We start from the raw sequence: 11,201 nt of genomic DNA, 5'->3' as shown, positions 1-11,201 counted from the left end.
CTCAGGGTGCGGCGGCCCTCGCCGTATCCACGGCGCCGTACGGCAGGATGAACCCCATGACGAGCACGAGCCCGAGCCCGCGCACAGGACCCGGCAGGGACCCCGCTGAGGAGCCGGTGGCGCCGACACGGCAGGACGAGGTCGCCGCGGCCGGCAGTGAGCTGATCGGCGGTCCGCTCGGCCGCAGAGCGCTGTTCGGGGGCCACTGGTGGACTCCGGTGCGCATCATCGCGCTCATCGCCATCGGGATGTTCGCGCTCGGCATGGTGCAGAAGCTGCCCTGCTACAACGGCGGCTGGTTCTTCGGCGCAGGCGCGCAGTACACCCACGCCTGCTACTCCGACATCCCGCACCTCTTCCAGGGGCGCGGCTTCGCCGAGGATCTCGTCCCGTACTTCGACCGCATCCCGCGCGATATCTCCGGCGGTATGGAGTACCTCGAATACCCCGTGCTGACCGGGGTGTTCATGGAGGTCGCGTCCTGGATCACCGGTGTCCCCACCGACTCCACCGACACCCTGCAGTACCGCGAGCAGGTCTACTGGCTGGTCAACGCCGGCATGCTGATGGTCTGCGCCGTCGTCATCGCGGTCTGTGTCGCCCGTACACACCGGCGCCGGCCCTGGGACGGGCTGCTCGTCGCGCTGGCCCCCGCGGGCGCGCTCACGGCGACCATCAACTGGGATCTGCTCGCGATCGCGCTGACCGCCGCCGCGATGCTCATGTGGGCGCGTGCGCGTCCGCTGGCCTTCGGCGTGCTGCTCGGTCTGGCGACCGCGGCCAAGCTCTATCCCGTGTTCCTGCTGGGGCCGTTGCTGCTGCTGTGCTGGCGGGCAGGGCGTTGGCGGGAGTTCGGGATCGCCTTCGCGGGTGCGGCAGGCGCCTGGCTGGCGGTGAACCTGCCGGTGATGATCGGGGCCTTCGACGGCTGGGCGAAGTTCTACACGTTCAGCCAGGAGCGCGGGACGGACTTCGGCTCGTTCTGGCTGATCCTGCAGCAGCGGATGGATACCCCGCTCAGCACCGAGACCGTCAACACCCTGGCCACGCTGCTGATGGTGGCCTGCTGCGGGCTGATTGCCGCGCTCACGCTGACGGCACCGCGCAGGCCGCGCTTCGCTCAGCTCGCCTTCCTGGTGGTGGCGGCGTTCATCCTTACCAACAAGGTCTATTCACCGCAGTACGTGCTGTGGCTGATCCCGCTCGCTGCACTTGCCCGGCCCCGTTGGCGTGACTTCCTGATCTGGCAGGCCTGCGAAGTCATGTACTTCCTCGGGATCTGGATGTACCTCGCGTACACGACGAGCGGCGACAAGCACCAGGGGCTGCCGGAGGAGGGCTATCAACTGGCCATCCTGCTGCACCTCCTGGGCACGCTGTACCTCTGCGCCGTCATCGTCCGCGACATCCTGATGCCCGAGCGCGATCCCGTACGCAAGGACGGCTCGGACGACCCCTCGGGCGGCGTCTTGGACGGGGCCACGGATGTCTTCGCCCTGGGCCGGGCGGCACATCCGCCGAGGCATGCGGCGCACGGGACCGATGGGACGTATGTGCAATGGGGCGTGGAGAGCCCCGGGCCCGCTCTGGGCGGTGCGGTTCAGGAGAGTTCGCCCTGAGCGAACGGCTTGGCTGTACGTACGCCGAAGGGGCGCCCGCAACCGGAGTCGGGGCGCCCCTTCGGCGTACGTACAGCGGTGGCTCAGCGGTCGACGAGCCGGTCGAACTGCGTCGTGGTGTGCCGGAGATGGGCCACCAGCTCCTCGCCCACCTTGGGCTCCTGGGAGTCGCTCGGCACGAACAGGATCGAGACCTGCATGTGCGGCGGCTCGGCGAACCAGCGCTGCTTGCCGGACCAGACGAACGGCGAAAGGTTCCGGTTGACGGTGGCCAGGCCCGCACGGGCGACGCCCTTGGCGCGCGGCATCACACCGTGCAGCGCCTTGGGTGCCTCGAGGCCCACACCATGTGAGGTACCGCCGGCGACGACCACGAGCCAGCCGTCGGAGGCGGCCTTCTGCTGGCGGTAGCCGAAGCGGTCGCCCTTGGAGACGCGCGTGACGTCCAGGACCGCGCCGCGGTACTCCGTGGCCTCGTGGTCGCCGAGCCACAGGCGCGTGCCGATACGGGCGCGGAAGCGGGTCTGCGGGAACTGCTGCTGGAGACGAGCCAGTTCCTGCGCGGACAGGTGGCTCACGAACATCGTGTGCAGCGGGAGGCGGGCCGCACGCAGCCGGTCCATCCAGCCGATGACCTCCTCGACGGCGTCCGAGCCGTCGGTGCGGTCCAGCGGCAGGTGGATGCCGAAGCCCTCGAGGCGCACGTCCTCTATGGCCGCGTGCAGCTGGCCGAGCTCGTGCTCGCCGACGCCGTGCCGCTTCATCGAGCTCATCACCTCGATGACGACGCGCGCGCCCACCAGGCCGTGCACGCCCTCGACCGAGGAGACGGAGCGGATCACGCGGTCCGGCAGCGGCACCGGCTCCTCGCCGCGACGGAACGGGGTGAGGACGAGCAGGTCGCCGCTGAACCAGTCTTTGATCCGGGCGGCTTCGTACGTGGTGCCGACGGCGAGCATGTCAGCGCCGAGCCGGGTCGCCTCCTCGGCGAGCCGCTCGTGGCCGAAGCCGTAGCCGTTGCCCTTGCAGACGGGGATCAGACCCGGGAACTGTTCGAGCACCTGCTTGTGGTGTGCCCGCCAGCGCGCGGTGTCGACGTAGAGCGTGAGCGCCATGGCCGGTACCCGGAACCTTTCTCGTGCCTGCGGTGTATCAAAGGTATGAGAGCTCATTGTGCTCGGTCGGCCGCGTTGCCGACTCGATACGTGAAATCAGCGGGGCGGCCTGTGGCATGCCCGTCGGTCCGGGCTGCCGGTTCAGCGGCGCGACATGTAGATGTCGAGCGCCTTGTGAAGCAGCTTGTTGAGCGGGAAGTCCCACTCGCCGACGTACTCGACGGCCTCGCCGCCCGTGCCGACCTTGAACTGGATCAGGCCGAAGAGGTGGTCGGTCTCGTCGAGCGAGTCGGAGATGCCGCGCAGGTCGTAGACGCTGGCGCCGAGCGCGTAGGCGTCGCGGAGCATCCGCCACTGCATCGCGTTCGAGGGCCGGACCTCACGGCCGATGTTGTCGGAGGCGCCGTAGGAGTACCAGACGTGACCGCCGACCACGAGCATCGTCGCGGCCGCGAGGTTCACCCCGTTGTGCCGGGCGAAGTACAGCCGCATCCGGTTGGGGTCTTCGGAGTTGAGAGCCCGGAACTGCTGCTGGAAGTAACTGAGCGGCCGCGGGCGGAACTTGTCGCGGATCGCGGTGATCTCGTACAGGCGCTGCCACTCGGCGAGGTCCTCGTAGCCGCCCTGGACGACCTCGACGCCGGCCTTGTCGGCCTTCTTGATGTTGCGGCGCCACAGCTGGTTGAAGCCCTTCTGGACGTCTTCCAGGGAGCGGCCCGCGAGCGGCACCTGGAAGACGTAGCGGGGCTGCACATCACCGAAGCCGGCGCCGCCGTCCTCGCCCTGCTGCCAGCCCATACGGCGGAGCTTGTCGGAGACCTCGAAGGCGCGCGGCTCGATGTGGGTGGGCTCGATATCGCGCAGGCGCTTGACGTCCGGGTTCTGGATACCGGCCTTGATCGCGGGGGCGTCCCACTTCCGGATCACGACCGGCGGGCCCATCTTCACGGAGAAGGCGCCCTGCTGCTTGAGGTGGGCGAGCATCGGCTTCAGCCACTCGTCCAGGTTCGGGGCGTACCAGTTGATGACCGGGCCCTCGGGCAGATACGCGAGGTAGCGCTTGACCTTGGGGAGCTGGCGGTAGAGGACCAGGCCCGCGCCGACGAGCTCCCCGGTCTTGTCGTCGAACCAGCCCAGGTTCTCCGAGCGCCACTCGCTCTTCACGTCTGCCCACGCCGGGACCTGGCAGTGGCTCGCCGACGGCAGGCTCTGGATGTATGCCAGATGCTGCTCGCGGCTGATGGTCCTCAGGGACAGGCTCATGCGGGGCGCTCCTCGGCTGGGGTGTCCCCCGGAGTGAAGGGGGTCCGGCTCTCGCGCCGAAGCCTACTGCGCCAGGAGAGCGCCTCTTATGGCCGCATGCCGACTCGGCCCGTCCGCGTGGAGGTCCGGAGGGGCCGAGGCCGGGATATGGGGAGTGGAGGTCAGCCGCCGACCACGCCGCCGAAGAGTCCGCCGTGGGCCATACCCAGGAAGAAGCCGACCGCCGCGGCGCCGAGCCCGATGATCAGCAGGGTCCGCTCGCGGGTCGTCTCCGAGATGAACTGCCCGTAGGCACCCGTGAGGATCCCGATGAGACCCGTCCAGGAACTGAGCAGATGGAGGTTGTGGAACATCGCGGAGACGAAGGCCGTGATGCCGAGCACCAGGGTGATCGCGAGCAGCGTGTCCTGGAGCGGATGGGGCTTGCCGTCGGTCGCGAAGAGAGAGGTCGCGGTGTTGGGTCGCATTGCCTGTGCCATGGGAGGCACCTCCTGGCATGAGCTGGCGCATCGTAGCGCCGTGGACACCCGATGTGTACAGATTGCGTCTCCTTACCACCGGATTTCAACCGGAGAGGGGGAGGCAGGTACTCTGTAACGTCTGCACCGGTGTCTGCCCAGGTCCACTGGGCCCCCATGGCCGTCTTCCCGCTCCTGCGGGGCCTGATTGTCAGTGGCGGCTGATTTACTCGGAGACGTCGTTGCAACACGCATCACAACCCTCCTGCCACGGAACGACCGTGGCCGCTGAGTCCAAAGGAGGTGGGTTACACATGCGTCACTACGAAGTGATGGTCATCCTCGACCCCGATCTCGAAGAGCGTGCCGTTTCGCCGCTGATCGAGAACTTCCTCTCCGTCGTCCGTGAGGGCAACGGAAAGGTCGAGAAGGTCGACACCTGGGGCCGTCGTCGTCTCTCGTACGAGATCAAGAAGAAGCCCGAGGGCATCTACTCGGTCATCGACCTGCAGGCCGAGCCTGCGGTCGTCAAGGAGCTCGACCGACAGATGAACCTGAACGAGTCGGTCCTCCGGACCAAGGTCCTCCGCCCCGAGACCCACTGAACTTCCGGTTCAGCGGTATCGGGATCTGAGTAGCAGCAAGCAGCCAGCAGCAACCCGCCGAGAGGTATCCCCCATGGCAGGCGAGACCGTCATCACGATCGTCGGCAACCTTGTCGACGATCCCGAGCTGCGCTTCACCCCCTCCGGTGCGGCGGTCGCGAAGTTCCGTGTCGCGTCCACTCCCCGCATCTTCGACAAGCAGACCAATGAGTGGAAGGACGGCGAAGGCCTGTTCCTGACCTGCTCGGTCTGGCGTCAGGCGGCGGAGAACGTCGCGGAGTCGCTTCAGCGAGGCATGCGCGTCATCGTGCAGGGCCGGCTGAAGCAGCGGTCCTACGAGGACCGTGAGGGCGTCAAGCGCACGGTCTACGAGCTGGACGTCGAGGAAGTCGGCGCCAGCCTCAAGACTGCTACGGCCAAGGTCACCAAGACCAGCGGCGGCGCCCGTCAGGGCGGCGGCGGTGGCGGTGGTTACGGCGGTGGCGGCGGCCAGCAGGGCGGCGGCAACTGGGGCGGTGGCTCCGGTGGCGGTCAGCCTCAGGGCGGCGGAGCTCCCTCCGACGACCCCTGGGCGACCAGTGCGCCGGCCGGTGGCGGTCAGCAGCAGGGCGGCGGCGGTGGCGGCTGGGGCGGAAGCTCCGGCGGCTCCGGTGGCGGCTACTCGGACGAGCCCCCCTTCTAGGCCTCACGGCCAGAGGTTGGGGCTTACCCAAACTTCTTGATCACACAGGAGAAACACCATGGCGAAGCCGCCTGTGCGCAAGCCTAAGAAGAAGGTCTGCGCTTTCTGCAAGGACAAGGTCCAGTACGTGGACTACAAGGACACGAACATGCTGCGGAAGTTCATTTCCGACCGCGGCAAGATCCGTGCCCGCCGCGTGACCGGCAACTGCACGCAGCACCAGCGTGACGTCGCCACGGCAGTCAAGAACAGCCGTGAGATGGCGCTGCTGCCCTACACGTCCACCGCGCGATAAGGGAAGGGTGACCGAACAATGAAGATCATCCTCACCCACGAGGTCTCCGGCCTCGGCGCTGCCGGCGACGTCGTCGACGTCAAGGACGGCTACGCCCGCAACTACCTGATCCCGCGGAAGTTCGCTATCCGCTGGACCAAGGGTGGCGAGCAGGACGTGGCGCAGATCCGCCGCGCTCGCAAGATCCACGAGATCCAGACCATCGAGCAGGCCAACCAGGTCAAGGGCCAGCTCGAGGGCGTCAAGGTTCGCCTTGCCACGCGCTCCGGCGACGCCGGTCGTCTCTTCGGTGCCGTGACCGCGGCCGACATCGCTTCGGCGATCAAGGCTGCCGGTGGCCCCGACGTCGACAAGCGTCGTATCGAGCTGGGCGCGCCGATCAAGGTGCTCGGTGCCCACGAGGCGTCCGTGCGTCTGCACCCCGAGGTTGCCGCCAAGGTGACCATCGAGGTCGTCGCCGCGTAACGCTGCGCTGGCTTTCAGCGTGTGGAGGGGCCGTACCCGTTTCGGGTGCGGCCCCTTCCGCTGTGTGGTGGCCCGTTCCGGTGGGTGTTTCACGTGAAACGTCTGCCGCGGGGCTTCGCCCCGAACCCTGCATCCGAACTTCGTTCGGATCTCCTCAAACGCCGGAGGGGCTGACTTACCGCGTGGCGCCCGTGACGATCCACCTGCCCGAGCGGGTGCGGGTCCACAGGGTCAGCATGCGGACGGCCATCATCAGGGTCATCGCCAGCCAGAGCGCCGTCAGGCCGCCACCGAAGACGGGGACGAGCAGGGCGACCGGGGTGAAGACGGCCAGAGTGACGAGCATGGCCCGGGCCAGATACGGCCCGTCGCCCGCGCCCATCAGCACACCGTCCAGGATGAAGACGATCCCGCAGATCGGCTGGGAGACGGCCACCACGATCAGCGCCGGCAGTGCGGCGTCATGGACCGTGGTGTCGCCGGAGAACAGCGGCAGGATCAGCGGGCTGGTCGCGACGACCAGGAGCCCGAGCGCGATTCCGGACGCGATCCCCCACTGCACCATCCGCCGGCAGGCACCTCGGGCGCCTTTCTCGTCGCCCGCGCCCAGATAGCGGCCGATGATGGCCTGGCCCGCGATGGCGATGGCGTCCAGGGCGAAGGCCAGCAGGCTCCACAGCGACAGGATGATCTGGTGCGCCGCGATCTCGGCGTCACCCAGGCGGGCGGCCACCGCGGTGGCGATCATCAGGATCGCGCGCAGCGACAGCGTACGGATCAGCAGCGGCGCTCCGGCCTGGGCGCAGGCCCGGATCCCGGCGGCGTCGGGCCTCAGCGAGGCACCATGGCGGCGCGCTCCGCGCACCACGACGACGAGATAGGCGGCCGCCATTCCGTACTGGGCGAGGACCGTGCCCCAGGCGGAGCCGGCGATGCCGAGGTCGGCGCCGTAGACGAGGCCCACGTTGAGGGCGGCGTTGGCGGTGAAGCCCCCGATGGCCACGTACAGCGGGGTCTTGGTGTCCTGCAGTCCGCGAAGGACGCCTGTCGCGGCGAGGACGATGAGCATCGCCGGGATGCCGATCGCGGAGATCCGCAGATATGTGATGGCGTAGGGCGCCGCGGTGTCGGAGGCGCCGAGCAGGTCGACGATCGCGGGAGCTGTGGGCAGGACGACGGCCAGGGTGGCGACGCCGAGGAGTATCGCCAGCCAGATGCCGTCCATGCCCTGGCGGATCGCCGACGGGAGGTCTCCGGCGCCGACTCTGCGGGCGACGGCCGCCGTGGTGGCGTACGCGAGGAAGACGAAGATGGCGACGGCGGTGAGGAGCAGGCTCGAGGCGACGGCCAGACCGGCCAGCTGAGCGGTGCCGAGATGACCCACGATGGCGCTGTCCACCATCACGAACAGCGGCTCGGCGACAAGCGCGCCGAACGCCGGGACGGCGAGCGCGATGATCTCGCGGTCGTGTGCCCGGCGGGCAGCCTTGGGGGTCGGGGGAGCCTGTGTCATGAGCACCAATCTAATCTTCCACAGGTAATGGATGCAAGCAGCTAGCAGTCATTACATCGCCGCTGGTCGGGCGGATCGTGGCGCACTGTTTGTTCTGATCTTGGTCCGACTGGGGAAGTTTTTTCTCTGCACAGCGGGTGGACAAGGAAACTGCAGGTCAGAAGCTGTTTGTGGAAGACCTTGAGGGCTTGTTCACAGGACTGTCCACCGGCCCGTGCACAGGATTGGCGGGGTTCTCCACAGCATCGGGTCCACTATCCACAGTGCCTGTGGATAACCAGATTGGCTGACGGTGCTGAGGGCCCTACCGTGGTGCGGCGCCCGCGTCTGTTCTCCTGCCTCGAAAACCCTGTGGATCTCTCGCGTCAGAAGCGGAGTCGGGCCTCTTTTTTGTCAGTGTCGTGCCGTAGGAATGAGGGCATGGCGAGGTCCGCTCGGCGGACGGGAGGAGGTGGCCCGGTGAGTATCTCCGAGCCCTTGGACGACCCGTGGGCCGACAGCGGTCCGGGTGATCGTCTGCCCGCCTCCCGTCAGCGTGCCAACGGTGGCCGAGGTCGCGATGAGCAGCATGAGCGCGGTCGCGACAGCGGTTGGGACGGTGGTTCGGCCTTCGAGCGTGTACCGCCGCAGGATCTCGACGCGGAGCAGTCGGTGCTCGGCGGCATGCTCCTGTCCAAGGACGCGATCGCCGACGTCGTCGAGGTCATCAAGGGCCATGACTTCTACCGGCCCGCGCACGAGACGATCTTCACGGCGATCCTCGACCTCTATGCCAAGGGCGAGCCGGCCGACCCGATCACGGTCGCGGCCGAGCTGGTCAAGCGCGGCGAGATCACCAAGGTCGGCGGCGCTCCGTATCTGCACACGTTGGTGCAGACGGTCCCGACCGCGGCCAACGCCGAGTACTACGCGGAGATCGTCCATGAGCGCGCGGTCCTGCGCCGCCTGGTCGAGGCCGGCACCAAGATCACGCAGATGGGATACGCGGCGGACGGCGATGTCGACGAGATCGTCAACAGCGCCCAGGCCGAGATCTACGCCGTCACAGAGCAGCGCACCAGCGAGGACTATCTGCCGCTCGGCGACATCATGGAGGGCGCGCTCGACGAGATCGAGGCGATCGGCTCCCGTAGCGGGGAGATGACCGGTGTGCCCACCGGATTCAGCGACTTCGACTCGCTGACCAACGGTCTGCACCCGGGCCAGATGATCGTCATCGCGGCCCGTCCCGCGATGGGTAAGTCCACGCTGGCGCTGGACTTCGCGCGCGCGGCCTCGATCAAGAACAATCTGCCGAGCGTCATCTTCTCCCTGGAAATGGGGCGCAACGAGATCGCGATGCGTCTGCTGTCCGCCGAGGCGCGGGTCGCGCTGCACCACATGCGCTCCGGCACGATGACCGACGAGGACTGGACGCGTCTCGCGCGCCGTATGCCCGAGGTCTCGGCGGCGCCGCTCTACATCGACGACTCACCGAACCTGTCGATGATGGAGATCCGCGCCAAGTGCCGCCGGCTCAAGCAGCGCAATGACATCCGCCTCGTGATCATCGACTATCTGCAGCTGATGCAGTCCGGTGGCTCGAAGCGTTCCGAGTCCCGCCAGCAGGAAGTCTCGGACATGTCGCGAAACCTCAAGCTCCTCGCCAAGGAGCTCGAGGTCCCGGTGATCGCGCTCTCGCAGCTGAACCGTGGTCCGGAGCAGCGTACGGACAAGAAGCCCATGGTCTCCGACCTGCGTGAATCCGGCTCCATCGAGCAGGACGCGGACATGGTGATCCTGCTGCACCGCGAGGACGCGTACGAGAAGGAGTCCCCGCGCGCGGGCGAGGCGGACATCATCGTGGGCAAGCACCGTAACGGTCCGACGGCGACGATCACCGTGGCCTTCCAGGGCCACTACTCGCGCTTCGTGGACATGGCACAGACCTGAGCGTTGGGCTCAACCGGCGCCTTACGCGGGCGACATGACCTCGTACAGGTTGCCCGCCTCGTCCGTGAAGTAGAGGCCGCGGGCGCACAGGGGATGGTCCGTGCGGCCGTTGTCGGGCGTGCGGGGGTCGTTGCCGTACGGGATCGAGGCGCCGCGCAGACGGGCCAGGACGGCGTCGAAGGTCGTGGGGTCGACGTCGAAGGCCAGGTGGTGGCCTGAGGGGCGGTCGACGGTGAGGAAGTCCAGGGTCAGGGAGTCGTTGACGCGGACCGGGGCGAAGTGGCGTTCGGTGCCCGGGTAGTCCAGGCCCATGATGTCGGCGAAGAAGCGGGCCTCACGGCCGTTGTCGTGGGCCTCGACGATGGTGTGGTTGAGGCTGATCGGCATCTCAGGCCTTTCCGGCGTCGGGGGTCAGGGCTCCGTGCAGGAATACGTCGACGAGTTCCGCGATGTCGCCGGCCTCGCCGCCACCCGTGACCTCGGTGAGCAGCAGGCCGAGGAAGAGCTGAGCGGTGCGCTCGGGGGTGAGGCGCAGCGCGTCGCGTTCGGGGGCGAAGAGGTCGGCCAGGGCGTCGCGGGTGGAGGCCATGGCCGCGGCGCGGTCGGGGAGCCGGGGCTGCTCACGGCCGGCCCGGGGCTGAGGCCGTGGGGCGCCCGGGATGTGGAGCGCGCCGAGGACCGCGCCCATCCGGTCCAGATCGGCGCGCAGGGCTTCGGCGGCTTCGGTCAGGCGCTCGGGCAGCGGCTTGGCGAGGTCGATCGCGGCCAGTTCGGCGAGGGTGTTGCCGGGGCCGAGCACCGCGGTCACACAGGCGTCGAGCAGTTCGTCCTTGTCCGCGAAGACCCGGAAGATCGTGCCCTCGCCGACTCCGGCCGCCTGGGCGATATGGCGGGTGGTGACGGCCCGGCCGTAGGCGATGACCAGCGGAATCGTGGCCTGGACGAGCATGGTGCGGCGCTGCTCCGGGCTCATGGCGGGAGCGCGCTTCCTGGCCGGAGGCGGAGGCGGGGTCATGGACTGCCTTTCGGCGAGGCGGCTGTCCTGCCATGGTGCGGAGTGAGTGCTCACTCCGTCAAGCGCCTCGGCCTTCGGGGCCGCTCAGGAGCCGTCGGGACCGCTGCGGGGAAATCGGCTCGACCTCGTCACCGCCGCACGATGAACTGGGCACATGACGTCATCCGGTTTCAGCGCAGACCCCCGTAGCCCCGAAGACCCCCGAGCCGCCTTCGCACCGCTCCTCCCCTCCACCCGCC

Annotated in this window: 12 protein-coding genes; 6 read left to right on the top strand and 6 right to left on the bottom strand. The window is 68.2% G+C overall.

Features of this window, described 5'->3' with window-relative positions; genetic code table 11:
• Positions 1-56: 56 nt before the first annotated feature.
• Positions 57-1,619, top strand: coding sequence for a glycosyltransferase family 87 protein (locus G6045_RS09510; RefSeq protein WP_165331418.1), 1,563 nt, complete (start codon positions 57-59; stop codon positions 1,617-1,619).
• 83 nt (positions 1,620-1,702) lie between these two features.
• On the opposite strand, the gene G6045_RS09505 is transcribed toward G6045_RS09510, so the two are convergent.
• The 3 genes from G6045_RS09505 to G6045_RS09495 all read right to left on the bottom strand — a co-directional run bounded on the left by G6045_RS09505 (position 1,703) and on the right by G6045_RS09495 (position 4,476).
• Positions 1,703-2,734: an alanine racemase gene (locus G6045_RS09505; protein ID WP_165331417.1), complete on the bottom strand. Its 1,032-nt coding sequence runs from the start codon at positions 2,732-2,734 to the stop codon at positions 1,703-1,705.
• A gap of 141 nt (positions 2,735-2,875) precedes the next feature.
• A complete protein-coding gene (locus G6045_RS09500; RefSeq protein WP_165331416.1) occupies positions 2,876-3,997 on the bottom strand; it encodes a lipid II:glycine glycyltransferase FemX in 1,122 nt (373 codons plus the stop codon).
• A 161-nt stretch (positions 3,998-4,158) separates the two neighbouring features.
• Positions 4,159-4,476 carry a hypothetical protein gene (locus tag G6045_RS09495; RefSeq protein WP_165331415.1) on the bottom strand — a complete coding sequence of 106 codons (318 nt, stop codon included), beginning with the start codon at positions 4,474-4,476 and terminating at the stop codon, positions 4,159-4,161.
• A gap of 293 nt (positions 4,477-4,769) precedes the next feature.
• Between G6045_RS09495 and rpsF the strand changes: the two genes are divergently transcribed.
• From rpsF to rplI, 4 genes are all read left to right on the top strand, one after another.
• A complete protein-coding gene (gene rpsF, locus G6045_RS09490) occupies positions 4,770-5,060 on the top strand; it encodes a 30S ribosomal protein S6 (protein ID WP_006604399.1) in 291 nt (96 codons plus the stop codon).
• Between the two features lie 73 nt (positions 5,061-5,133).
• Positions 5,134-5,742 (top strand): single-stranded DNA-binding protein, encoded by a 609-nt coding sequence (locus G6045_RS09485; RefSeq protein ID WP_165331414.1) that lies wholly within the window; start codon positions 5,134-5,136, stop codon positions 5,740-5,742.
• Positions 5,743-5,800: 58 nt separating this feature from the next.
• Positions 5,801-6,037: a 30S ribosomal protein S18 gene (gene rpsR, locus G6045_RS09480; RefSeq protein WP_006381652.1), complete on the top strand. Its 237-nt coding sequence runs from the start codon at positions 5,801-5,803 to the stop codon at positions 6,035-6,037.
• A gap of 18 nt (positions 6,038-6,055) precedes the next feature.
• Positions 6,056-6,502, top strand: coding sequence for a 50S ribosomal protein L9 (gene rplI, locus G6045_RS09475; protein ID WP_165331413.1), 447 nt, complete (start codon positions 6,056-6,058; stop codon positions 6,500-6,502).
• Positions 6,503-6,677: 175 nt separating this feature from the next.
• Here the strand turns inward: rplI and G6045_RS09470 are convergent, their stop codons facing one another.
• Entirely contained in the window at positions 6,678-8,015 is a 1,338-nt protein-coding gene (locus G6045_RS09470; protein WP_165331412.1) for an MATE family efflux transporter, read from the bottom strand.
• A 459-nt stretch (positions 8,016-8,474) separates the two neighbouring features.
• On the opposite strand from G6045_RS09470, the gene dnaB reads away from it, so the two are divergent.
• On the top strand, positions 8,475-9,947 hold the full coding sequence (gene dnaB / locus G6045_RS09465) for a replicative DNA helicase (protein WP_165331411.1): 1,473 nt from the start codon (positions 8,475-8,477) through the stop codon (positions 9,945-9,947).
• A gap of 21 nt (positions 9,948-9,968) precedes the next feature.
• Here dnaB and G6045_RS09460 read toward each other — a convergent pair whose 3' ends face one another.
• Together G6045_RS09460 and G6045_RS09455 are read right to left on the bottom strand one after the other, a co-directional pair.
• Positions 9,969-10,334 carry a VOC family protein gene (locus G6045_RS09460; protein ID WP_165331410.1) on the bottom strand — a complete coding sequence of 122 codons (366 nt, stop codon included), beginning with the start codon at positions 10,332-10,334 and terminating at the stop codon, positions 9,969-9,971.
• A 1-nt stretch (position 10,335) separates the two neighbouring features.
• On the bottom strand, positions 10,336-10,920 hold the full coding sequence (locus tag G6045_RS09455) for a TetR/AcrR family transcriptional regulator (RefSeq protein ID WP_165331409.1): 585 nt from the start codon (positions 10,918-10,920) through the stop codon (positions 10,336-10,338).
• Positions 10,921-11,201 lie beyond the last annotated feature (281 nt).

This window comes from Streptomyces mesophilus, assembly GCF_011044995.1.
GTDB classification, from domain to species: domain Bacteria; phylum Actinomycetota; class Actinomycetes; order Streptomycetales; family Streptomycetaceae; genus Streptomyces; species Streptomyces mesophilus.
Note: the sequence above shows the minus strand (reverse complement) of the source record. Positions and strands in the feature narration are given on the sequence as shown.

What these genes read in the sequence shown, in the direction of transcription:
- G6045_RS09470 (WP_165331412.1), bottom strand. Translation starts at nt 8,015, where the DNA reads ATGACACAGGCTCCCCCGACCCCCAAGGCTGCCCGCCGGGCACACGAC.
- G6045_RS09500 (WP_165331416.1), bottom strand. Translation starts at nt 3,997, where the DNA reads ATGAGCCTGTCCCTGAGGACCATCAGCCGCGAGCAGCATCTGGCATAC.
- G6045_RS09455 (WP_165331409.1), bottom strand. Translation starts at nt 10,920, where the DNA reads ATGAGCCCGGAGCAGCGCCGCACCATGCTCGTCCAGGCCACGATTCCG.
- G6045_RS09460 (WP_165331410.1), bottom strand. Translation starts at nt 10,334, where the DNA reads ATGCCGATCAGCCTCAACCACACCATCGTCGAGGCCCACGACAACGGC.
- G6045_RS09495 (WP_165331415.1), bottom strand. Translation starts at nt 4,476, where the DNA reads ATGGCACAGGCAATGCGACCCAACACCGCGACCTCTCTCTTCGCGACC.
- rpsF (WP_006604399.1), top strand. Translation starts at nt 4,770, where the DNA reads ATGCGTCACTACGAAGTGATGGTCATCCTCGACCCCGATCTCGAAGAG.
- G6045_RS09510 (WP_165331418.1), top strand. Translation starts at nt 57, where the DNA reads ATGACGAGCACGAGCCCGAGCCCGCGCACAGGACCCGGCAGGGACCCC.
- rplI (WP_165331413.1), top strand. Translation starts at nt 6,056, where the DNA reads ATGAAGATCATCCTCACCCACGAGGTCTCCGGCCTCGGCGCTGCCGGC.
- G6045_RS09485 (WP_165331414.1), top strand. Translation starts at nt 5,134, where the DNA reads ATGGCAGGCGAGACCGTCATCACGATCGTCGGCAACCTTGTCGACGAT.
- rpsR (WP_006381652.1), top strand. Translation starts at nt 5,801, where the DNA reads ATGGCGAAGCCGCCTGTGCGCAAGCCTAAGAAGAAGGTCTGCGCTTTC.
- G6045_RS09505 (WP_165331417.1), bottom strand. Translation starts at nt 2,734, where the DNA reads ATGGCGCTCACGCTCTACGTCGACACCGCGCGCTGGCGGGCACACCAC.